Below are 23,061 nucleotides of genomic sequence, written 5' to 3'. Positions count from 1 at the left end.
AGCCACAAAAAAATCATCGGGGGACCTGCATGTTTCCGTCGATCCGGCGAGCCTTAGTCGGGGCTCTTGTTGCCGCCTTGTCGTTGTCGTCATCAGCGATTGAAACAGCAAACGCATATCCTGATCAGCCGATCAAGATCATCGTAACGTTTCCGCCCGGCGGCAGTGCCGACATCGTGATCCGCGCCCTGCAGCCGGCATTATCGGAAGCGCTGCGCCAGCCGATCGTCATCGAGAACAGGGCGGGCGCGGGCGGCAATATCGGGATCGGGGCCGTGGCACAGGCCGCGCCGGATGGTTACACGCTCGGCGTGGCCGCGGCCGGTGTGCTGACCGTCAATCCCCACCTCAATCGCGCGGCGATGTCGTTCGATCCGATCAAGGATCTGGCGCCGGTCACGCTGCTGGCGGAAATCCCGTTCGTGCTGGTGTCCTCGCAACAATCGGCCATTGCGTCGGTCGCAGACCTCATTGCCAAGGCCAAGGCGCAACCGCACGGCCTGTCGATCGGCCATGGCGGCAACGGCACCGCGATGCACCTGACCTCGGCCCTGTTCGCGCAAAAGGCCGGTATCGGAATTCAACTGATCGCCTATCGCGGCACCGCGCCGGCGACGACGGACGTTCTCGCGGGCCATATCCCGCTCGCGGTGCTGGATATCCCCGCATCCAGGCAATTGATCAGCGACGGCAAGTTGAAGGCGCTCGGGGTCTCCGCCGCCAAGCGTGTCGTCTTCCTGCCCGACGTGCCGACGCTGGCCGAGCAGGGCCTGAGTGAATTCGAATCCGTCGGCTGGTTTGGTATCGTCGCGCCCGCCGGCACGCCGCCCGACATCATCAACACGCTGAATGCCGCCTTCGTGAAGGCATTGAGCGATCCCGCCGCGATCGAGAAAATCCGCGCTCTCGGCGCCGACCCCGCGCCCACGTCAGCCGCAGGCTTTGCGAAATTCATCCAGAGCGAAAGCATGAAATGGGGCAAGTTGATCGCCGAGGCCGGGATCAAAAGCGAATAACACCCCATGGTCCAGATCGAGGCGGGCAAAGGCAACGTCTCGATCGCGCGGCTGCTGCGGATTCGCGCTGGGTGCTTCGCTGCGCATAGCGTTTCGTGCGCAGGTTGGGTCTGCGCGCTCAGCTCCGCGCGCGCTTCTCCACATTGGCAATTCGTTCCGGCACGCCGAACTCCTTGCGGCAGACTTCGGCGAGCACGGCGACGCCCTCGCGGATCTGCTCATGCGAGGGGCTGGCGAAGCACAGCCGCAGCCGGCTGCCGGCATAGGCCTTGTCGGTCGACCATTCCGGACCGGGATTGATCGCGACGCCCGCGGCAAGCGCGGCCTGATAGAGCTTTAGCGTATCGACATTGTCGGGCAGCTTCACCCACAGGAAGATGCCGCCCTTTGGATCTTCGAATTCGGCCGCGGTGCCGAACTGCTCGTTCAGCGCTTCCATCAGCGTGTCGAGCTTGGCGCGCAGGCCGCGCGTCAGCTTCGGCACGTGGGTTGAAAAATGCGGCGCGCAATATTCCGCCAGCACCATCTGCTCCAGCGCGCCGCTTCCGGCGTCGGTCTTCAGCGCCAGCATCAGCGACATCATTTCCCAGGGCGCGACGATGAAGCCGACCCGCAGGGCAGGGGCGATCGATTTCGAGAACGAGCCGATGTGGATGACGCCGCCATGCTGGCTCATGGCGTAGATCGCGGGCGGTCGCTCGCCGGTCCAGATCAGGTCGGCGTAGCAATCGTCCTCGAAGATCGGCACGCCGTATTGCCGCGACAGTTTCAGCATCTCCTTGCGCCGCGTCTGCGGCATGATCGACCCGGTCGGGTTCTGCACGGTCGGGATGGTGTAGATGTATTTCGGCCTGATGCCGCGGCTCTTGTGGTCGGCAAGCGCAGCCGCCAGCGCGTCCATCCGCATGCCCTGGTCATCCAGGGGAATGCCGACCGCCTTGACGCCGAGCCGCGTCAGCCGGGTCAGCGCGCCCTGATAAGTTTCCTGCTCGACCAGCACGGTGTCGCCGCGCGCCAGCAGCGTCTGATTGACGAGGTCGAGCGCCTGCAGCGAGCCCGAAACGATCATGATGTCGTCGGCGATGCAGGCGATGCCGGCATCGCGCTTCAGTTTTGCGGTGAGGAATTCGCGCAACGGGCGATAGCCTTGCGGACCGCTGGCAAGCCCGTAGGTCGCCAGCGTCTTGCCTTCGCGCCTGAGCACGGCATTGACCGCCTCGATCAGGCCGTCGACCGGAACCTGTTCGGGATCATTGTTGCCGCCGACGAAACTGTACCTGGCAAGGCCGGTCCACCGCGCGGCCGGCGCCGGCAATCCGGCGGGCAGCAATGGCGCGAAATCGAAGGTGGTTGCGGCAGACATGGATATTCACTCCCGTTTTGTTTTCGTTGAGAAGGCCGCGCGCGGCCTTCCGGCTTGCTAGTTCTTGATGACCGTGATCGGCCGCCCCTGGCTGATGAAGGCATAGTGCCCGGCGCCGATGCCGCCGACCATCAACGCCTCCACCGTGGGTTCGGCGATTTCGCCGGTGGCAGCCCAGTCGACCACGAAATTGGCCCCCGTTCCGCCGCGCACATCATTCGCGGCGATGAAGACTTCGACGGTTGCGAAGGGTTTTAGCGCAACCGGTGACTTGAGGTAGCTCTCCACCAGCTTGCCTGATGTGTCGAAATAGGCGATCCGCTTCACCACCAGGGGGCGGGTTTCGGACGCGTTATGGACGCTGAGCGTGACCGAAAAATCCGCCCTCAGCTTGCCCTGGCTCATCGAAACGCTGGAATAGGCCGGGACGTAGAATGCGCCTGAGACGGCGAGGTTTTCCGCAGGTACCGCGGTGAGGGAGGCGGCGAAGCTCTGTTCGATGGCCCCGGTCTGCGCGAAGGCCGCGGGGGAATATAGTATCGACAGTGCGGCCAGAATCGCGAGAAAAGCCCCCTTTCCATGGCTGTGACACATTGCTTGTTTGACCCCTGCGCCGGGACCTCTAGGTTGCGGTAGGGGCAAGATTGGACCTATGCACGAGCTTATTCGCGATATCACCTTATGCATCCTGTTCGCCTGGGTGCTCGGCCTGTTGGCGCATTTCTCCCGGCAGCCGCTGATCCTGGCCTACCTTATCGCCGGGTTCTTCATTGGTCCATTCGGCATGGGCTGGGTCGAGTCAAAGGATTCGATCAACGTCATCTCCGAACTCGGCCTGATCTTCATGCTGTTCATGATCGGGCTGGAAATCGACCTGAAGAAGATCGTGCGCGCCGGCAAGGTCATCCTGTTTGCCGCCGGCGGCCAATTGATCGGCGGCGTGCTGCTCGGGATATTGTTCTTTGTCGGGATCGGGCTGTCGATGGGCAACGGCCATTTCGACGCGCTGTATCTCTGCATCGCCTGCGCGCTGTCGAGCACGGTCATCATCGTCAAGGTGCTGTACGAGAAGCGCGAGCTCGACACGCTGCCGGGGCGGATCACGCTCGGCGTGCTGGTGCTGCAGGACATTTTCGCGATCCTGTTCCTGGCGGTGCAGCCGAGCCTCGACAATCTGCAGGTCAGCGTGATCCTGATTTCGATCGGCCGGGTCGGCGTGCTGGTGGCGACCGCCCTGGTGCTCAGCCGCTACGTGCTGCCGTGGCTGTTTCACCACATCGCGCGCCGGCCGGAACTGGTCCTGCTCGGCGCGCTGGCCTGGTGTTTCCTGATCGGGGAGATCGCGGAGAAGCTGCATCTGTCGCGGGAGATGGGCTCGCTGGTGGCGGGCGTTTCGCTGTCGACATTCCCCTATGCGCTCGACGTCACCGCCAAGGTGACCACGCTGCGCGACTTCTTCATCACGCTGTTCTTCGTCTCGCTCGGCATGACGATCCCGATCCCCGGCGCGTCGGTGATCGGGCTGGCGCTGATGATTGCCGCCTTCACGGTCGTCAGCCGCGTGGTGACGATGTTCGCGCCGCTCTATCTGATGAAGCAGGGCCTGCGGGCGAGCCTGCTGCCGGCGATCAACCTGGCGCAGATCTCCGAATTCTCGCTGGTCGTGATCCAGACCGGCGTCGCCGCGCGCCATATCAGCACCGAGACGTCGAGCGCGGCCTCGTTCGCCTTCGTGGTGCTGGCGGTGCTGAGCACCTTCGTCATGGGCCGCAGCGACCAGGTCACGCGCGGTCTCATTGGCCCCCTGAAGCGGATCGGCTTGCGCGATCTCGATCACAAGCATGAGGCCGACGCCGGGCACGGGGGCGGGCACGGCGAGGCGCGCCGGATCGTCATTCTCGGTTTCTTCCGCGCTGCCAGCGCCTTGTTGAGCGAGATCGAGCGGCGCAGTCCGGCGGTTCTCGAGCAGATCACCGTGATCGATTTCAATCCGCTGGTGTTCCGGACCTTGACCGACCGCGGCATGCATGTGGTCTACGGCGACATCAGCAGCGTCGATACGCTGGTGCATGCCGGCGTCGGCAAGGCCGAGCTGATCATCCTCAGCATCCCGGACTCGCTGTTGAAGGGCGCCAACAATGAAAAGCTGGTCCGGCATGTCCGCTCGCTCAACCCGACCGCCAAGATCGTCGCGACCGCGGAGATATTGGCCAACGTCAACGATCTCTACGAGGCCGGCGCCGACTATGTGACCGTGACCCGGCTCAGCGATGCCCATGAGCTGTACAAGGTAATCGAAGCCGCCGAGGCCGGGCTCCTGGAAGACAAGCGCGCCGAGACGGACACGCTGCTCAGCGAGCGCCGCGAGGTGCTGCCGTAAGAAGGGAGCTGCGCAGCGTGTGTAGCCCGGATTGCACTTCGCTCCATCCGGGCTTGTATGGGGTAGTAGTTGTCAAGGGGATTGATCGATCAGGGCATGGCTTTGCCTTTGGCATGTTCGGTGGAGGGCGATGCGCCCTTTGATCCCGATGGATAGCCGCTGCGCCGGACGCAGCCACCGTCAAGGTTGGCCGCAGGCCACCGCCGGAGGCGGCGCGGAGCGGCCTTGACGGTGGCGAGGCCGGAGCAAAGCTTTCGGATCGGGACGTTTCGAGGCGCGCGATTGACGGCTTGACGTGATGTCCGGGACTGGGCCGTGACGTCGTTATGCGGCCAACACCGCATCAACTTGTATCCGGTCGGGTGTGGTGGCCCGAACCCTGATCTTTCATGCACGGGTGAAGGTAAGGCCCAGAAGAGACGGGACCCATCTACGAAAGCGGAATCCGAAGACCCAAGCCCGGGTTCGGTCACACGTCTGTCCTGGGTCACGTCGGTCGTCATTGGCGCACCGGCGTTGCTTAAAAGCTCGGACGCATGACGGCGCCACTCGGCACGAGGCCGGTCTCCAGATAGCGCCAGAGGGCCACCATCAGCTTGCGCGCCAGCGCCACGATGGCGCATCTTGCGGATGCGGCCCTTGAGGTTACCAACCCGCTCGCGGAACCAGCGGCTCAGCTCGGTGTCGGGCTGATGCCTCAGCCACAGCCAGGCGAGCTCGATTGCGGTGGTTCGCGCACGGCGGTTGCCAGCTTTGCTGATGCCCTGTTGTCGACGGCGGGCGCCGCTGTCGTAGGGCACGTCGGTTAGTCCGACGCAGCTGCCGAGCTGACGGCGGTTCTTAAAGTCACGGTAGAAGACCTCGTTGGCCAGGAGCTGGGCGATGTGCGGGCCAATCGCCTTGAGTTGGGCAAGCTGAACCGCCTTCGCCTCTGCCGAGTCCTTTGCCGGGGTCCGATGCGCGGCCGCATTCGCTGCCTCGAGCCCCTTGATCTGCTTGTGCACCAATACCAGCCGCTCATGCTCGCGACGGATCTCGTCCTTCAGCCGTGGCGGCAGAACGCGGCCATCGCCGGTACGCATCGCATCCAGACTCGCCAAGAAGCCCGGCTTCAGGGGCATGACATCGCGGATGCCCTGGCCATGCAGCAGCCCCTTGATCCGGTTGCTGTGCCCGGTGCGCTCCTGCAGCAGCCGCTCGCGCTCGCGCGTACGCCGCTTGCGATCCTCGTCCTCAGGCGTGGGAACCCGAACCATGCTGCAAACCCGCGGTTCGCCGCGCAGGTAAGCCAGAAACGAGCGCATCAACTGCGCCAAGTCGATCCGATCGGTCTTGGCCCGCCGTGCCCGCCGGTTCACCTCGATGCTCGACGCATCGATCTCGTGATTGAGCACCTCGTTGTCGGCCAGCCAGCGGTGCAGCCAATGACCGTCGAGACCGGCTTCATAGCACGACAGAATACGAACCAGCTTCCCCGTCTGCTCCGCCTTCGATCGAGCCTTGACCAGCAAAGCTGCCAACGCCGCCAAGTCGCCACCGTCAATCCGGTAACGGCTCATCTTCTCGGTACCGGGCAGCATGATGCCTAGCTGCCATTTCGCCTTGCTCAGTTCGAAAACAACGTAAACTGTGGCATACTTGCAGCCGGCGGGTGTGTCAGCGTGATCTGTGCACATCGTGGATCCTCTGGGTGAGTGGGTGGTCGCAAACTCAACTTACCCCCTGACCACCTGCCACCCCATAGGATCTACAGGCTGGTATGCCTGTGGGCGACGTTGCCCTGCGTATTGACGCTAGCGCTGACCATTGAGTCCGGCTAAGCACTGGCTGTAGATAGCAAGATGTTGGGAAAATGGCCGATACCATCCAGGAAGTCCTGCAAGCCTTTGCCAAGGGCGAACTCGTCGTCGTTACCGACGACGACGACCGGGAGGGCGAGGGCGATCTGATCGTCGCAGCCTCGCTGTGTACCGCGGAGAAGATGGCATTCATCATCCGCCATACCTCCGGCATCGTCTGCGCGCCGATCACCACCGACGATGCGCGCCGGCTGCGGCTCGATCCGATGGTGGCGCACAACGAGTCCAGCCACACCACCGCCTTCACGGTCTCGATCGACTACAAGCCCGACGGCGGCACCGGCATATCAGCGGATGAACGCGCCTCCTGCTGCCGCGCGCTTGCCAATCCCAATGCCGGCGCCAATGATTTCGCCCGGCCCGGCCACATCTTCCCGCTGATCGCCCGTGACGGCGGTGTGCTCTTGCGCTCGGGCCATACCGAGGCGGCCGTCGATCTCTGCAAGCTCTCAGGGCTGCCGCCGGTCGGCGTCATCTCCGAGTTGATGAACGACGACGGCACCGTGATGAAGGGTGAACAGGTTGCGCGCTTCGCCGCCGCCCACAAGCTCAAGCACGTCACGATCGCTGACATGATCGCCTACCGTCAGGCACGCGAGAAGCTGATCGAGCGGGTCGCGACCTTTACCACCGACAGCCCGATCGGGCCGCTGCAGGGCTATGCCTATCGCTCGCCGTTCGACGAGATTGCGCATGCCGCCTTCGTCTATAACGGCATCGGCGACGGCAAGAACGTGCTGACGCGGCTGCACAAGCCGAACATCGTCAAGGATCTCTTCACCGGCCAGGCGCGCATGCAGATCGTGCTCAACCATTTCCAGAAAGCCGGCCGCGGCGTGCTGGTCTATCTGCGCGACGGCGCGGCCGGGGTTCCCGTCGAACCGGTCGGCGAACAGAAATCGGCGGAGGCCGATCGCAACCGGCAATGGCGTGAAGTCGGCGTCGGCGCCCAGATCCTGCGCGATCTCGGCATTACCTCGATCGTCAACCTCACGTCCTCCGTGCACGACTACAAGGGACTATCCGGTTTCGGCATCGAGATCGTCTCCAGCGAGCGTCTGGAAGACTAGCGTTCGTCATTCCGGGGCGCGCGATAGCTCGAACTACGGTGCACAATTGCGCACCTGAGAATCTCGAGATTCCCCAGGGTGCAATTGCACCCCCGAGGTCTGGTGCTTGCGCACCATCCCGGAATGACGGGGTGAAACATTGCGCTTCTGCCGATAGCACACTAATTTGGCGGCAATTTCCATGAGGACAGTGATGCGAAAGGGATTTTCATGAGCGTGCGCCCTCAAACCAAGGACAAGCCGGCGGCGGCTTCTTTCCAGTGGGACGATCCGTTCCTGCTTGACGACCAGCTCACCGAAGACGAGCGCATGATCCGCGACACCGCGCGCGCCTATGCGCAGGACAAGCTGTTGCCGCGCATCGTCAAGGCCTATCTCGAGGAAAAGACCGACCGCGAGATCTTCAACGAGATGGGCGAACTCGGCCTGATCGGTATCACGTTGCCGGAGGAATATGGCTGTGCGAACGCGAGCTACGTCGCCTACGGCCTCGTGGCGCGCGAGATCGAGCGCGTCGATTCCGGCTATCGCTCGATGAACTCGGTGCAGTCATCGCTGGTGATGTATCCGATCTACGCCTATGGCGACGAGAACCAGCGCAAGAAATACCTGCCGAAGCTCGCGACCGGCGAGTGGGTCGGCTGCTTCGGCCTGACCGAGCCCGACGCCGGCTCCGATCCCGGCGGCATGAAGACCCGCGTCGAAAAGGTGTCGGATGGCTACCGCATCAGCGGCAGCAAGATGTGGATTTCCAACGCGCCGATCGCCGACGTCTTTGTCGTCTGGGCGAAATCCGCCGCGCATGACAACCAGATCCGCGGTTTCATTCTCGAGAAGGGCATGAAGGGCCTTTCGGCGCCGAAGATCGGCGGCAAGCTGTCCTTGCGCGCCTCGATCACCGGCGAGATCGTGATGGACGGCGTGGTGGTGCCGGAAGACGCGCTGCTGCCCAACGTATCGGGTCTCAAGGGCCCGTTCGGCTGCCTCAACCGCGCCCGCTACGGCATCTCCTGGGGCGCGATGGGCGCTGCCGAGGACTGCATGCATCGCGCGCGCCAATACACGCTCGACCGCAAGCAGTTCAACCGGCCTTTGGCGGCAACGCAGCTCGTGCAGAAGAAGCTCGCCGACATGGAGACCGAAATCGCGCTAGGCTTGCAGGCCAGCTTGCGCGTCGGCCGCCTGATGGACGAGGGCAAGATGGCGCCGGAGATGATCTCGATCGTCAAGCGCAACAATTGCGGCAAGGCGCTCGACATCGCGCGGGTGTCCCGCGACATGCACGGCGGCAACGGCATCCAGATCGAATACCACGTGATGCGCCACACCGCGAATTTGGAAACCGTGAACACCTATGAAGGCACCCACGACGTCCACGCCCTGATCCTGGGCCGGGCGATCACCGGCATTCAGGCGTTTTCGTAAATCCTCACACTGTCATTCCGGGGCGCGCATAAGCGCGAACCCGGAATCTCGAGATTCTCAGGTGCGCAATTGCGCACCATAGTTCAGCCCTGTCGGGCAGCCCCGGAATGACGTCGGAGTGAAAATTCGAAATGACCGACAACGACGACATCCCGTTCAACCGCGACTTCCCGCTTCTGCCGGGTGTCGTCGACGAAGCCCGCCCCGGCGTGCGGCGTGTCCTCTGCAACAATCCGAGCCCGTTCACCTTCACCGGCACGGTCAGCTACATCGTGGGCAAGGGCAAGGTCGCGATCATCGATCCCGGGCCGGACGACGAGGCGCACGCCAGGGCGCTGCTCGACGCCGTGCGCGGCGAGACGGTGACGCATATTCTCGTCACCCATACCCATCGCGACCACTCGCCGAATACCGCGCGGATCAAGGCCGCCACCGGCGCCCCCGTCTATGCCGAGGGGCCGCATCGCGCCTCGCGGCCGCGGTTCGAGAGCGAGAAGCACAATCCGGAATCCGGCGCCGACCGCGATTTCAGGCCCGACATCGAGGTCAAGAACGGCGATGTCATCGAAGGGCAGGGCTGGGCGCTGGAGGCGGTGGCAACCCCGGGCCACACCGCCAATCATCTGGCGTTCGCGTGGCCCGAGCGAAAAATCAACTTCGTCGGCGATCACGTCATGGGTTGGTCGACCTCGATCGTGGCACCCCCGGACGGATCGATGATCGACTACATGGCCTCGCTGGCGCGGCTGGAAGCCCGCGAGGAGGATCTGTATTTCTCAGGGCACGGGCCGGAAATTCCGGAAGGGCCGCGCTACGTCCGCTTCCTCACCCGGCACCGGCAGGCCCGCGAAGCCTCGATCCTGCATCGCCTCGCCAAGGGCGAGGCCGACATCCCGACCATGGTGCGCGCGATCTATATCGGCATCGACCCGCGGCTGACCAACGCCGCCGGCTATTCCGTGCTGGCCCATCTGGAAGACCTGGTCGCGCGGGGGATCGTGGCGACGGACGGCGATCCGGTGATTGGCGGGACGTACCGGTTAGCAAGTTAGGGGCGAATAGCGAATGGCGAGTAGCGAATAGGGAAGGTGAGCGGCCCACGTGCCCTTACTGTTCGCTATTCGCTACTTGCCATTCGCCCTCTCACTTCTTCACCGTCTTCGCCTGGGCTTTCGCCGGCGCCTGCGGTTTCTTCTGCGCCGGTTTGGCGTTGTCGACGGCCGAATTGATGTCCTCGATCAGTTTCGTCACGCGCGCGGCGTTGCTGCCGAGGTCGCTTTCGAAATAGCGCGAGGAGGAGCGGATATCGACGCGCGATTCCTCGCCGTCGGGCGTGATACGGATCGAGATGTCCTCGCGAAATCCCATGATCGGCGTCCGCGCCACCGCCTCGATGCGGCCGATGCGGCGCGGCGGCTGCGGCGGCCGTTCGTCGATGACGAGCCATTTGCGCTTGGTGACAAGCGCCAGGGTCACCTCGTAGGCCCGCTGCGGCGGCACTTCGAGCTCCACGGTCTCGATATCGGGGTAGGCGATCCGCTGCTGTTCGGCCGAATAGAGCCCGGCATAGACCGGGGAGTTGGCGCCTTCGCCGCTGCGCAGCCGCGCCAGCGCCTCGAAGCGCGGCGGATCGATCGGATCGGTGGTGATGTCGTGGATCGGCGGCAGCTTGCGGTATTGCAGAGCGAGGTAGGCCGGGTAGGCGAGCAGCAGGGCATTGATCAGGAACGCCAGCAGGATCCGGCCCATGCCGCGCGACCCGTTCTGCCAGATCGCGGCAAAGGCGGCGAGGCCGACCAGGATCGAAAGCACGGCGCAACCGAGCGCGCCGAAGAAGGTCGCCAGCGCTGGCTTCATCTCCAGGAAGCCGAAGCGGACGATGAGGATCGAAACCACCACCGCGACCACGGCGAAAATGGCGAGGTTGCGCGACCAGGTGGCGAGGCTGGACACGGGCTCCGACTGGTAGGGAGCGGAAAACCTTCGGGCCATCGGTAAATCTGTCTGCCGGGTTGGAGTCTGTCTGGCCGGCGGGCGGGCCTGCCTTGCAAACTCGCAGCTTGAGACCACGGCGGGCCGCGAATTTCAAGGTTTGCGCAATACTAATCGGGACTAATCGGGCAATGCGCGGATGGCGGCAACCTGCCGGTTAACTATCCCTGTAAATTGATTATTAGTTGTAGATTGAAGTCGGTCCAACTTTCGTCTACCTCTTGCCGCCGGGTTGTCGTATTTGCCGCAACACGGGACTGTCCTGCACGGGACACGGCGAACCGCCAACCAAAAAGGGAAACGGCGGGTGTCAGCCGGAAGCGCTGCAGGATGATCTCAACTCCTGGTCCTTGTTACCGGGCCGAGCCGCAAAGATGCGGTTGCGCCCATCCGGAGTTTCAGGGATCATCGCATAGGGCGCAATCGGCATACGTCCGCGGGGCTGGTGGATAGCCTCATGGGGGCGAGTGTTCAGTATGAGTGATGCAAAGCACGAAGGATATGTCGGTCCGAACGATCCGGCATATTATGCGCCGCGTGAGTTGAGGGAACGCGGGACCAGCGAGCAGCCGGGCACGATGCCCATCCAGACCGAGGAGTGGCGTCCGCGATTGTCGACTGAAGGACCGCCCTTGCAATCATTTGGCAAGCCCCCACGCCGCCAGGATGAAATGTTCACCAAAGCCGTTGCCCAGGCCATGCAGGAGGCGAGGGAAATGGCGCCGGTCGAAGCACCGTCCGTGCTCCGCGACCTGTCGGGTCGGCGCGCAGTGCTCCAGCAGGTCATCCGCTTCTCGATCGCGGTGGCGATTGCGGCGAGTATCGCAACGCTTCTCGTCATGGCCATTCCGGCTTCGCAGCGCCCCGCCGGGCAGGACACCGCGTCGCTTGCGGCCGCCTGGCAGTCGGTGAAATCGTCGGTTACCCAGGCGCCGCAGCAATCGCCGCCACCGAAGCGTACGGCGACCCTGGCCGTGCAGGACGGCAGCGGCCTCGCCAATGACCCCGTGCCGCTCGGAATTCACGTCGGCGCTCCGCCGCCCGGCGCGTTCGTATCCATCAACGGACTGACGGCCGGCGCCCGACTGACGTCCGGAAAGCGCGTCGGTCCCGAGTGGCGCGTGCCGGCGACGGAGATTTCCGGCGTTTCGGTCATTCCGCCGGAAGGATTCACCGGCCAGATGCTGGTGACGGCCGAATTGCGTGACGGTGACGGCGTGGCCCTGACCGCCACCTCCACGCGGCTGACCTGGGCGGCAGCACCAAGAGCTGCTGTGCCGCCGCCGGTCGCCGCCGCGCCGCCGGTCGCCGCACCGGCGGTTGTCGCCGCGCCGCCGGTTGCCGCGGCGCCGCCGGTCACTGTGGCCGCGGCTGCGCCGTCGGCGATGCCGTCGCCGCAGGCGGAGGTCGTGCGCAGTCTCGATCCGAGGGAAGTCGCTACCCTGATCAAGCGTGGACAAGATCTGCTCACCAGCGGCGACGTCCAGTCGGCGCGGCTGTTGCTGATGCGCGGCGCCGAGGCGCGGGACGCGCGGGCGGCCTTGCTCGTCGGCACGACCTATGATCCGGCGCTGCTCAGGCAGATCGGCGCTGACGGTCCGATGGCGGACGCCGCCCAGGCCCGCATTTGGTATCAGCGGGCAAAGGAATGGGGCGAACCCGACGCGCAGCGAAAGCTGGAAGCGCTGGCGCTCTCGCGCTGATTTCGACGCGGCGCGTTCGCACGCGCCGGTCAAAAGTTGCTTCCGACACGCGCCTGAAGTTCGATGCGTTCATGGCCGCACAGGCCCGCGACACCGGCGGGCAGGACACGCGCGCGGCCGACGACGACGCGGCGCTCTACCAGCAATTCCTGAAGTGGAAGGAAAGCCAGCCGGGAGCCAGGCGTTAGGCGGCCAGGTTCGATCGGATCGTGGTCGCGTTGCTGCGCGCAAAACGCCGGTGCTCAGTGTTGTCATCGCCCATTGTCGAACTGCGATACCATAAACTCGGTGAAGGCCTTCACGCGTGGAGTGCGGTGACGGCCGGGCACGGTCACGACATGAATCGGAAACGGCTCGCTCAGATGGGCATCCATCAGCAGCGGGACGAGCGCGCCCTCCCGGAACGCGCGCGCGACCACGAAATCCGCGAGCCTCGCAATGCCGAGCCCTGCTACCGCAGCATCCAGCAGCAGGTCGGCATTGTCGCTTGCAAGGGTGCCTGAGATGGCGAGCCGGTTTATGCCTTCATCGGTGTGGAACGGCCATTGGTTGAACTGCCCAAAGCCAGTCAGCGTCAGGCAGTTGTGCTGCAACAGATCGGCGGGTACGCGCGGTGAGCCGTATTTCTTCAGATAGAGCGGGCTGGCACAGATGAGGCGTCTGGCATCAGTGATCTTGCGTGCCACGAGGGTTGAGTCACCGAGCCATCCGGAGCGGACGGCTACGTCCGCATGCTCGGCGACAAGATCGATTTGCCGGTCCGAAACAAGAAGCTCGACGGTGATCTCCGGGTAGCGCGCGAGGAAAAGCGGAAGCAACGGACCGAGTGTCTGTTTGGCATAGGCTGTTCCGACACTGATCCTCAAATGGCCGCGCGGAGCTTGGCTTCCCGCCGTAATCTCGGCTTCCGCGGCCTCGATCGATGCAAGTATCTCCCGGCTCCGGGCGACAAAAAGCTCGCCTTCATCGGTCAAAACCAGACGGCGCGTGGTTCGCGTCAGCAGACGAACGCCCAGCCGGTCCTCGATGCGGGTCACGAGTTTGGAGAGCGCTGAAGGCGTGATCCCGAGATCGCCGGCCGCCGCGGCGAAGCTGCCACGCTCGATCACACGCACAAAGGCATTCATCTCGGCCGAGGCGCTATTCATGAACTGGCTTCACGAGTGAAACGACATGATAGCTGATTATCAACTTATGAGAAAGGAATAAGTTCAGGGTGTCAATTCGTGGAGACCCAGACAAATGTCAGCGGAAGAGAATTGGAGCGGGAGTCCAAGGCAGCATGGCAGCGATGATGCTGTCCTCCGCCATCCCAATGGCAGTATCGATATCGGGGTTTACGCAGCGATCGCGCACCGTCAGCGGGCCGCAGCCATATCGTCTTCAATGCTGTCGGCAGTTCGAATGATACGCGAAGCTTGGGCGGCAATTGCGGTACGCCGATCTCTCCAGCATACCGCCGTGGGGAAACGCTGCGTTTGATATCGGAATATCGACGGCGCGCTCCGACGGATTTTCTCGGTGAAGCTGCCGAAAAATTACAACCGTCCAACCAAGCGCGCCGGCATGCGATCTAATTCACGCCGGCTCTTGTTTGGACTGTCCCTTCAGGCACGGGAGGGACAGATTTGGTTCACGCCGCCGCGTTCGGGAAGCGGTAGCTCTTGAACTGGTCGCGCAATGCGGTCTTCAGGATCTTGCCGGTCGCGGTATGGGGAATGCCGTCGACGAACGCAACGTCGTCGGGCATCCACCATTTGGCGATCTTGCCATCCATGAATTTCAAAATGTCCTCGCGCGTCGCCTGCTGGCCTTGCTTGAGCTGCACGATCAGGAGCGGGCGCTCGTCCCATTTGGGATGATAGACGCCGATCACGGCGGCTTCCGCGACCGCGGGATGGGCGACCGCTAGATTTTCCAGATCGATCGAAGAGATCCATTCGCCGCCGGACTTGATCACGTCCTTGGAGCGGTCGGTGATCCGCATATAGCCGTGCTGGTCGATGGTCGCGACGTCGCCAGTGTCGAAGAAGCCTTCGCCGTCGAGGATGTCGGCGTCAACCTTGAAATAGGCCTTGGCGACCGCAGGGCCGGCGACCTTGAGGCGACCGAAGGTCTTGCCGTCCCATGGCAGTTCCTTGCCGGCATCGTCGGTGATCTTCATCTCGACGCCGAACGGCGGGTAGCCCTGGGTCTGCAGGATGTCGAGCCGCCCCTCGCCGGTGAGTTCGGCGAACGGCGGCTTCAGCGCGGCGACGGTGCCGATCGGGCTCATCTCGGTCATGCCCCAGGCGTGGCGCACGCGAATGCCCATGTCGACGAACGACTTGATCATCGAGCGCGGCATCGCCGAGCCGCCGCACACCACGCTCTTCAGGTGGGGCAGCTTCAGATTGCCGGCCGCCATGTGGTTGAGCAGCATCAGCCACACCGTCGGCACGCCGGCGGTGTGCGTGACCTTCTCGGTGTCGAGAAGTTCGTAGACCGAAGCACCGTCGAGCTTGGCGCCCGGCATCACCAGCTTGGTGCCCATCGACGGCGCGGAGAATGCGATGCCCCAGCTATTTGCATGGAACAACGGCACCACCGGCAGCATTGTCTCGGCGGCGCTGGTGCCGAGAGCGTCGACATTGTTGGCCATCAGCCCGTGCAGCACGTTGGAACGGTGCGAATACAACACGCCCTTCGGATCGCCCGTGGTGCCCGAGGTGTAGCACATCGCGGCCGCGGTGTTTTCGTCAAAGTCCTTCCACTTGAACTTGCCGTCGGCTTCCGCGATCCAGTCCTCATAGGCGACCGCGTTCTTCAGCGTGGTCTGCGGCATGTGGGCCTTGTCGGTCAGCACGATGTAGCGTTCGACGCTCGGCAGGCTGGCGGCGATTTTTTCCACGATCGGCACGAAGGTGATGTCGACCATCACCACGCGGTCCTGCGCGTGGTTGATGATCCAGGCGATCTGGTCGGGGAACAGCCGCGGATTGACGGTGTGGCAGATCGCGCCGATTCCCATGATGCCGTACCAGGCCTCGAGATGGCGCCAGGTATTCCAGGCGATGGTGGCGACGCGGTCACCGAGCTTGATGCCGTCGCGGTCGAGCCGTTGCGATACTTTCAGCGCGCGCGCATGAATTTCGGCGTAATTGGTGCGATGAATGGGACCTTCGACCGACCGCGTGACGACCTCTTGCGTGCCGTGATACTTCGCCGCGTGTTCGATAATCCGATGGCAAAGCAAAGGCCAGTCTTGCATCAATCCGAGCATACGCGCTTCCCTCCGATGGTTTGTTCGTTGCCGCACGATCCGCCGACTGTACGGGCGGATCGTGGGGGTTCATGGAATTGACATGAACTTTACCGTGCGGAAAGCAAGCCGAAAATGGGCTACTGGCGCCTTTGGTCGCATCGAACCGGCAATGGTTACCGCTGCCGCGGTGGCGCTCCTGCTTGGCATGCCAAGCGGGCCGGCGATCGCTGCGAAAGCATCCCGCGCGGCGCCATGGGCGGACCTGTTCAGGGACGTAGCGCCAAGGGAACGGGGAGCGCCGCGGCCAGCGGCGCGCCGCGCGGCGGTGGCGGTGCCGCTGCCGAAGCCGCGTCCGCCTGAGGCCCCATCAGCCGAGCGCGACAAGCCGGACAAGGAGCAACAGGCGAACGGCAAGCCCGGCGAGCCAGCCGCGCCCGAACCGCCGCCCGCGCCACAGCCATCGGCCTGCCGCCTGGCGCTGACCGACCAGGTCGCCATCGCGCCCAGCATCCCCGACATCAAGGGTGCCGGCGGCTGCGGAGGCGAGGATTTGGTGCGGCTGGAGGCGATCGTGCTGCCGGACCAGCGGCGGGTGTCGGTGAAGCCGGCGGCGATCCTGCGCTGTACCATGGCGTCTGCGCTGGCCGAGTGGATCCGCAACGATATCGCGCCGCTGGCGGAGCGTCTCGGCAGCACCGTCTCCGATCTCGACAATTTCGATTCGTTCGAGTGCCGCGGCCGCAACCGCATCGTTGGCGCCAGGCTCTCCGAGCACGGCCGTGCCAACGCGCTTGACGTTCGCGCCTTCAAGTTCGCCGACGGCAGTTCGATCTCGCTGACCGACCGCACCGTGCCGCGGGGATTGCGCGAGAGTGTGCTGCATTCTGCCTGCACGCGGTTCTCGACGGTGTTGGGTCCAGGCTCGGACTGGCACCACGAGGACCATATTCATCTCGACCTGATGGAGCGGCGCGGCAACTACCGGATCTGCCAGTGGGACGTGTGGGACCCGCTGCCGCAGAAAGCGCCGCTGTTGCCGGCCGAGCGGCCCAAGGAAGCGCCGCCGCGCGAGGTCGCCGGCAAGCCGGACGAAGGCAAATCTGATGCGACGTCCGATGTGAAGTCCGATGCCGCCAGGCCGGAAGCAGAAAAATCGGATGCCGGGAAACCGGACGAGGCCGAGCCACGGCGCGAGGAGAAGCCTGCAAAGAAAAAGCGCCGGAAAAACCGGCGCTCCTGATCGTCGACTGCGTTGTAGCCGGCGTCGATTACTGGGGCATCGGGCCGTTGCTGCCGCCCTGCAGCGCCATCTTGGAATTGTACGGCGAGTCGCCCTGCTTGGGCTCGAGCACGACGACGACCGTGCCCTGCTTCACCCGGCTGTAGAGGTCGATGACGTCCTCGTTGGTCATGCGGATGCAGCCCGACGAGATCGAGGCGCCGATATATTCCGGCTGGTTGGTGCCGTGGATGCGGAACAGCGTGTCCTTGTTGCCCTGATAGAGATAGAGCGCGCGGGCGCCGAGCGGATTGTCGACGCCGCCAGGAACCGAGGCAGGCAGGCCTTCGATTCGCTTGTGAATGTCAGCCGTCGGTGTCCATTTCGGCCATTCGGCCATGTTGCCGACGCGGGCGATGCCGGAGAAGGCGAGGGCTTCCTCGCCGACGGTGACGCCGTAGCGGATCGCCTTGCCGCCGTCCTGAACCAGATAGAGGTAGTGGTTGTCGGAATCGACGACGATGGTGCCGGGCAGTTCCTTGCGGTGATAGTCCACAATGGCACGGCGGAACGGCTCCGCCGGCGGCACGGCGGCGTAGCGCGCCTTGGCGAGCTGGGCCTTGTCGTTCGGCTTGAGGGTGGCTTCAGGGGCGGCCTGATAGGTGGTTGCCGGCATGCAGCCGGACAACGCAAGGCCGGCGGCGACAAGCCCCACGATTACTTTCAGCGACGACATGGTACACTTCCAATCGAAACTCCGGCGTTCGTAGCAACAATCTTGCGCCAAAAACGCGACGATTCCATTAATCCCATTATCTGCAAAAACCGGCACTAATGCCAGCAATTGCGCGCCCCTTCGGCGTTGCGGAAGCGCGGCTGTGGCTTTTATGCCGCAAATTTTGCGAGTTCCGGTTGATTTCTGGGCACGGGTGTTGCCGGGGCCGGATCGCGGCCGCGCGGGCGCCACCGCACCGCCACAAATATGGATCGGCGGTTAATGCGCAGGTCATGAAGCGCTTGCCAGAATCGGCTTTAGTACCGCTGGGTAGCCATCGCGTTTTCAAGCGGGTACCGGTTCGCGTCAACAAAACGCGTCAAGACGAGAGACTGCCGCCCCGTTCCGGAGTTGCCCATGTTTTCGGTGTTTGTGCCGTCCGAATCTTCCCTGAAGAAGCTCCCGGCCGCGGACCCGGCGCGGCTGCCGGACAAAGCGGTCTGGATCGACCTGTTGAACCCGACGATGGAGGAGGACCGCGCGGTCGAGCGGCTGGCCGGGATCGCGGTGCCGACCCGGGAGGACATGCAGGAAATCGAGATTTCCAGCCGGCTCTATATCGAGAACGGCGCCCGCTACATGACGGCGACGCTGATGTGCCAATCCGACACCGATATGCCGAGGACCACGGCCGTCACCTTCATCCTCGCCGGCCATCGGCTGGTGACGGTGCGCTACGACGAGCCGAAGCCGTTCGCCCTGGTGGAGCACAAGCTGGCGCGTTCCTGCATGCCGGGGATATCGGGCGAGATGGTGCTGATGGAACTGCTCGACGCGGTGATCGACCGCTGCGCCGACATTCTGGAGCGCGCCGGTGCCGAGGTCGACCAGGTCAGCCACGACATCTTCGAGCCCGAAAGCGCGCGCCATGGCCAGGCCAAGCGATATTCGCAGATCCTGATCGCGATCGGCCGCAAGGGCGACCTGGTCTCCAAGATCCGCGAGAGCCTGGTCTCGATCGGCCGCGTCGTCACCTTCCTGTCGGCGGTGATGGAAGGCGTCAAATGGTCCAAGGACATGCGCGAGCAACTCAAGACCATGCAGCGCGACGTCGGTTCCCTGACCGATCACGCCTCCTATCTTTCCAACAAGATCACCTTTACGCTCGACGCCATGCTCGGCGTCGTCAATCTCGAGCAGAACAACATCATCAAGCTGTTCTCGGTGATGGCCGTTGTCCTGATGCCGCCGACGCTGATCGCCTCGATCTACGGCATGAACTTCAAGGCGATGCCGGAACTCGAATGGGCACATGGCTACCCGATGGCACTCATCATGATGCTCATGGCAGCGGTGCTGCCGTACTTTCTCTTCAAGTGGAAGAAGTGGCTGTAGGACGGCGGTTCCCGCAGTTCCACACCTGCGAAGGCGGACTCAATTCCACCGCTAAAATTTGAGCGGTGGACTGAACGAATGGTCGAAACTTCTCTGCGATAAGGTGTGTCTCAGGCCGCGAGGATCCCATGGTTGAGAAACTCATAATGTCGTCGCGTAATGTCATCGATCTGGCGCTCTATCAGCAGGGCCGCAGCGGTGGCAAGGCGCAGGCGTTCTCGACGCGGCTTTGCCGGCACTGCGGTGCAGTGTTGGCGGACGGCGAGAACGAGGACGAGTGTTCGAGCACGTTCAACGTTGCTGCTGCGGCGGTGCGAACCGCGACGCGGAAGTTTTGCGCGGAGTGAACGGCGTGCTTGCGAGCTCGCGTAGGGTGGGCAAAGCGCAGCGTGCCCACCATCAAGCAGCGCTGTCGGTGATGGATGGTGGGCACATCGCTAGCGCTCCCTTGCCCACCCTACCAGACTGTCTTAAACGTGCTGGCCGCCGTTGATGTGGATCTCGGCGCCGTTCACATACGAACTGGTTTCCGTACACAGCACATAGATGATCTTTGCGACCTCGTCCGGCGTGCCGAGGCGGTGCATCGGAATCTGCTGCTCGACGATCTTGTCGGTGCCCGGCGACAGGATCGAGGTGTCGATCTCGCCCGGCGCGATCGCGTTGACGCGGACGCCGACCCGGCCGAAATCGAAGGCCATTTCGCGTGTGAGTGAAGCAAGTGCCGCCTTCGAGGTCGCGTAGGCCACGCCTGCGAACGGGTGCACGCGCGAGCCCGCGATCGAGGTGACGTTCACCACCGCGCCCCTGGCGTGCTTCAACTCCTCGATCAGCCCGCGCGCGATCATGACCGGCGCGAAGAAGTTGACGTGAAAGACGTGGCTCCAGGTTTCGATGTCGGTGTCCATGGTGCCGAGCCGCCCGCCGTCCGGGGCTTTGGGCGAGATCGCGGCGTTGTTGACCAGCGCGTGCAACTCGTCGTTCTCCAGCCGCCTGCGGATCTCGGAGATCGCGCGCACGGTGTCGTCGTGGCTGCCGAGGTCGACCTCGATGTGATCCTCCGGGCCTGCGCCCCATGGGCAGATTTCCGGAAAGGCATGCCGCGAACAGGTGATGACGCGCCAGCCGGCGGATGAGAACCGGATCGCGGTGGCGTGGCCGATGCCGCGGCTGGCGCCGGTCAGGAGCAGCGTGCGCCGCGGCGCGTTCGATGAAGAGGGCATGCGGGTTCTCTGGTTCTCCGTCATGCCCGGGCTTGTCCCGGGCATCTAGGTCTTGCTTTGTCGCATAGAAGGAAGTCGTGGATGGCCGGGTCAAGCCCGGCCATGACGATCATTCAGGGATACAGTCTCACCTTAGACCACACGCCGTCCGGCGCATCGCGGCGGAATTCGATGCGGTCGTGCAGGCGGAACGGGCGGTCGTGCCAGAACTCGAAATGTGTGGGGTGGATGCGCCAGCCGCTCCAGCCCGGCGGGCGCGGCACTTCGCCGATGACGTATTTGGCGGCAACTAGCGCGATCGCCTGCTCGAAGGCGAAGCGGCTTTCCAGCGGCTGCGACTGCTTGCTGGCCCAGGCGCCGATCTGCGCCTGCTTCGGCCGCGTGGCGAAATAGGCGTCGGCTTCCTCAGCCGTCACCGGCGACACGTTGCCGCGGATGCGGACCTGACGGCGCAACGACTTCCAGTGAAATAGTAAAGCCGCCTTAGGATTTGCGGCGAGTTCGCGGCCCTTCTGGCTGGCGATGTGGCTGTAGAACACGAAACCATCCACATCATAGCCTTTCATCAGCACCATCCGGACATCCGGCAGCCCGTCAGAGTCGACCGTCGCCAGCGCCATCGCGTTGGGATCGTTCGGCTCGGACTTCACGGCTTCCGCAAACCACTCGGCGAACAGCGCAAACGGTTCCTCGGCCGCGGTAAAATCACCCGATGTTAACGGTGTCGGGTGTTTGATGGAGGTCGTGTCCGTCATATCAGGAGTCCCAGTTGCGTACCCTCGCGTCCCAGAGCGCGTTACAGCCCCGATACGGGCTCGCTCTATATAGGGCATGGGGACGCGTTGGCCTATCGGCGATCGGGCCGACGGGTGCTGCGATGACGTTGATTTTGATCGGTCTCGGCTCGGGCGGCTGCAGCCTGTCGCGCCCCGACGCCTACGCCAAGATGAACGCTCCCGATGTCACGGGGGCGCTCGGCAAGCAACCGGGCACGGCGCCGGCGCCGACGGAGAGCGATCTCGCCTTTGCACGCACCGCCGCTTCCGATGTGCTGACCAAGGGCGACAAGGATTCCAGCCAGCCCTGGGAAAACCCGGAGACCGGCGCGCGCGGCTCGGTGACGCCGCTGTCGCAGGCCTATTCCGCGGAAGACGGACGCACTTGCCGGGATTTCCTGGCGAGCTACGTCAACGGCCAGTCGGAAAGCTGGCTGCAGGGTGCTGCCTGCAAGGCCGGCCAAGGCCGATGGGAAATCCACACGATCAAGCCCTGGACGAGGGGATAAGGCCTCAAAGGATTTTGAAGTGAAGCCTTCGGGGTAGTTGCAAAAATGCAACTGGCTTCCCAGATAAAGCCAAAGCAGGCGAATTGCCCTAAGCTTCGAAGAACCAGATTCCCGTGAAGGAGACGTGACGAATGCGCGACCCCTATGAGGTCTTGGGGGTGCCGCGGGGCGCCAGCGCTGCGGCGATCAAGAGTGCCTATCGCAAGCTCGCCAAGAAGCATCACCCTGATAACAACAAGAACGATCCGAAGGCGGCTGCACGCTTTTCCGAGATCAATTCGGCCAACGAGATCATCGGCGACGAGGACAAGCGCAAGCAGTTCGACCGCGGCGAGATCGACGCCGAGGGCAAGCCGCGCTTTCAGGGCTTTGGCGGCGGCGACCCGCGCGGTCGCCCCGGTGGACCCGGCGGCTTTGAATCCTACACCTTCCGCACCGGGGGCGGCCCCGGTGGCATGAGCGGTGGTGCAGGCTTCGAGGATATCCTCAACAGCATGTTCGGCGGCGCGACCCGGGGCGGACGTCCTGGCGGCGGCCGGACCTTTGAATTCGACACTGGCGGGATCGGCCTTGACCTCGATCTGAGCGTCGCCATGACGGTATCGCTGGAAGAGTCCGTCAAAGGTGGAGAAAAGCGTGTTCGCCTGCCGACCGGCAAGGAGCTCAGCGTCAAGATCCCCGCAGGCGTCACCGCCGGCCAGCAGATCCGGCTGAAGGGGCAGGGCGACACCGCGCCGGGCCATCCGCCGGGTGATCTCCTGATTACGATCAGCATCGCGCCGCATCCCTTCTTCAAGGTCGACGGCAGCGATTTGCGGCTGGATCTGCCCGTTACGCTGTATGAGGCGGTGCTGGGCGGCAAGGTCCGCGTGCCGACCCTCGGCAGCGCAGTGGAACTCTCGATTCCGAGAAATACCTCCAGCGGCCGCATTTTCCGCCTCAAGGGCAAGGGGCTGCCCAAGCCCGGGGGAACCGGGGACCTGTTCGTCACCACCCGAATTATTTTGCCCGATGGGAACGATAGCGAACTTGAGGCATTGATGCAGAAATGGCGCGATGGCCATCCGTACAATCCGCGCAGCGATTTCGGCTGATTCGGCCGGGTTCGCGGCGCAGATTTTGCGTGGAATTGGATAGCGGGGTTCCGAGCAGGAGTTTCCCAAAAAAGCGCA

The 23,061-nt window shown here is 63.8% G+C and carries 20 protein-coding genes; 11 read left to right on the top strand and 9 right to left on the bottom strand.

The features are described 5' to 3' along the window. Positions 1–29: 29 nt before the first annotated feature. Positions 30–1,016, top strand: a complete 987-nt coding sequence (locus V1288_RS02580; RefSeq protein WP_334355588.1) for a Bug family tripartite tricarboxylate transporter substrate binding protein — start codon at positions 30–32, stop codon at positions 1,014–1,016. A gap of 118 nt (positions 1,017–1,134) precedes the next feature. Here the strand turns inward: V1288_RS02580 and V1288_RS02575 are convergent, their stop codons facing one another. Then, positions 1,135–2,379: an aminotransferase-like domain-containing protein gene (locus V1288_RS02575; protein ID WP_334355587.1), complete on the bottom strand. Its 1,245-nt coding sequence runs from the start codon at positions 2,377–2,379 to the stop codon at positions 1,135–1,137. 57 nt (positions 2,380–2,436) lie between these two features. Further along, positions 2,437–2,973 (bottom strand): DUF3124 domain-containing protein, encoded by a 537-nt coding sequence (locus tag V1288_RS02570; protein WP_334355586.1) that lies wholly within the window; start codon positions 2,971–2,973, stop codon positions 2,437–2,439. 58 nt (positions 2,974–3,031) lie between these two features. Between V1288_RS02570 and V1288_RS02565 the strand changes: the two genes are divergently transcribed. Beyond that, complete coding sequence (locus V1288_RS02565) at positions 3,032–4,759, top strand: cation:proton antiporter (protein WP_334355585.1); 1,728 nt, start codon at positions 3,032–3,034, stop codon at positions 4,757–4,759. Positions 4,760–4,848: 89 nt separating this feature from the next. Here V1288_RS02565 and V1288_RS02560 read toward each other — a convergent pair whose 3' ends face one another. After that, complete coding sequence (locus tag V1288_RS02560) at positions 4,849–6,435, bottom strand: IS110 family transposase (RefSeq protein ID WP_334355584.1); 1,587 nt, start codon at positions 6,433–6,435, stop codon at positions 4,849–4,851. Positions 6,436–6,611: 176 nt separating this feature from the next. Here V1288_RS02560 and ribB point away from each other — a divergent pair, with 176 nt between their 5' ends. The 3 genes from ribB to V1288_RS02545 all read left to right on the top strand — a co-directional run bounded on the left by ribB (position 6,612) and on the right by V1288_RS02545 (position 10,165). Further along, on the top strand, positions 6,612–7,688 hold the full coding sequence (gene ribB / locus V1288_RS02555) for a 3,4-dihydroxy-2-butanone-4-phosphate synthase (RefSeq protein ID WP_334355583.1): 1,077 nt from the start codon (positions 6,612–6,614) through the stop codon (positions 7,686–7,688). A 210-nt stretch (positions 7,689–7,898) separates the two neighbouring features. After that, on the top strand, positions 7,899–9,113 hold the full coding sequence (locus tag V1288_RS02550; RefSeq protein WP_334355582.1) for an acyl-CoA dehydrogenase: 1,215 nt from the start codon (positions 7,899–7,901) through the stop codon (positions 9,111–9,113). 131 nt (positions 9,114–9,244) lie between these two features. Continuing rightward, the gene (locus tag V1288_RS02545; protein ID WP_334355581.1) at positions 9,245–10,165 is read left to right on the top strand and encodes an MBL fold metallo-hydrolase; all 921 of its coding nucleotides are present in this window, start codon (positions 9,245–9,247) and stop codon (positions 10,163–10,165) included. Positions 10,166–10,256: 91 nt separating this feature from the next. On the opposite strand, the gene V1288_RS02540 is transcribed toward V1288_RS02545, so the two are convergent. After that, on the bottom strand, positions 10,257–11,105 hold the full coding sequence (locus V1288_RS02540) for a DUF1499 domain-containing protein (RefSeq protein WP_334355580.1): 849 nt from the start codon (positions 11,103–11,105) through the stop codon (positions 10,257–10,259). Positions 11,106–11,581: 476 nt separating this feature from the next. Between V1288_RS02540 and V1288_RS02535 the strand changes: the two genes are divergently transcribed. Continuing rightward, positions 11,582–12,808 carry a hypothetical protein gene (locus V1288_RS02535; protein WP_334355579.1) on the top strand — a complete coding sequence of 409 codons (1,227 nt, stop codon included), beginning with the start codon at positions 11,582–11,584 and terminating at the stop codon, positions 12,806–12,808. Between the two features lie 251 nt (positions 12,809–13,059). On the opposite strand, the gene V1288_RS02530 is transcribed toward V1288_RS02535, so the two are convergent. Beyond that, positions 13,060–13,923, bottom strand: coding sequence for a LysR family transcriptional regulator (locus tag V1288_RS02530; RefSeq protein ID WP_334355578.1), 864 nt, complete (start codon positions 13,921–13,923; stop codon positions 13,060–13,062). A 518-nt stretch (positions 13,924–14,441) separates the two neighbouring features. After that, positions 14,442–16,070 carry a fatty-acid--CoA ligase gene (locus tag V1288_RS02525; protein WP_334355577.1) on the bottom strand — a complete coding sequence of 543 codons (1,629 nt, stop codon included), beginning with the start codon at positions 16,068–16,070 and terminating at the stop codon, positions 14,442–14,444. An 82-nt stretch (positions 16,071–16,152) separates the two neighbouring features. Here V1288_RS02525 and V1288_RS02520 point away from each other — a divergent pair, with 82 nt between their 5' ends. Then, a complete protein-coding gene (locus tag V1288_RS02520; protein WP_334355576.1) occupies positions 16,153–17,292 on the top strand; it encodes an extensin family protein in 1,140 nt (379 codons plus the stop codon). 28 nt (positions 17,293–17,320) lie between these two features. Here V1288_RS02520 and V1288_RS02515 read toward each other — a convergent pair whose 3' ends face one another. Beyond that, a complete protein-coding gene (locus V1288_RS02515) occupies positions 17,321–18,007 on the bottom strand; it encodes a L,D-transpeptidase (protein WP_334355575.1) in 687 nt (228 codons plus the stop codon). Positions 18,008–18,403: 396 nt separating this feature from the next. Between V1288_RS02515 and V1288_RS02510 the strand changes: the two genes are divergently transcribed. Next, on the top strand, positions 18,404–19,381 hold the full coding sequence (locus V1288_RS02510; protein WP_334355574.1) for a magnesium transporter CorA family protein: 978 nt from the start codon (positions 18,404–18,406) through the stop codon (positions 19,379–19,381). Between the two features lie 128 nt (positions 19,382–19,509). Then, a complete protein-coding gene (locus V1288_RS02505; RefSeq protein ID WP_334355573.1) occupies positions 19,510–19,728 on the top strand; it encodes a hypothetical protein in 219 nt (72 codons plus the stop codon). A 123-nt stretch (positions 19,729–19,851) separates the two neighbouring features. On the opposite strand, the gene V1288_RS02500 is transcribed toward V1288_RS02505, so the two are convergent. Next, the gene (locus V1288_RS02500) at positions 19,852–20,604 is read right to left on the bottom strand and encodes an SDR family NAD(P)-dependent oxidoreductase (protein WP_334355572.1); all 753 of its coding nucleotides are present in this window, start codon (positions 20,602–20,604) and stop codon (positions 19,852–19,854) included. Positions 20,605–20,717: 113 nt separating this feature from the next. Next, on the bottom strand, positions 20,718–21,359 hold the full coding sequence (pdxH, locus tag V1288_RS02495; protein WP_334355571.1) for a pyridoxamine 5'-phosphate oxidase: 642 nt from the start codon (positions 21,357–21,359) through the stop codon (positions 20,718–20,720). A gap of 122 nt (positions 21,360–21,481) precedes the next feature. Here pdxH and V1288_RS02490 point away from each other — a divergent pair, with 122 nt between their 5' ends. After that, positions 21,482–21,889 carry an RT0821/Lpp0805 family surface protein gene (locus V1288_RS02490; protein WP_334355570.1) on the top strand — a complete coding sequence of 136 codons (408 nt, stop codon included), beginning with the start codon at positions 21,482–21,484 and terminating at the stop codon, positions 21,887–21,889. Between the two features lie 131 nt (positions 21,890–22,020). Beyond that, positions 22,021–22,983 (top strand): J domain-containing protein, encoded by a 963-nt coding sequence (locus tag V1288_RS02485; protein ID WP_334355569.1) that lies wholly within the window; start codon positions 22,021–22,023, stop codon positions 22,981–22,983. Positions 22,984–23,061 lie beyond the last annotated feature (78 nt).

Origin of the sequence: Bradyrhizobium sp. AZCC 2176 (assembly GCF_036924645.1) — a bacterium.
Lineage (GTDB): Bacteria > Pseudomonadota > Alphaproteobacteria > Rhizobiales > Xanthobacteraceae > Bradyrhizobium.
Note: the sequence above shows the minus strand (reverse complement) of the source record. Positions and strands in the feature narration are given on the sequence as shown.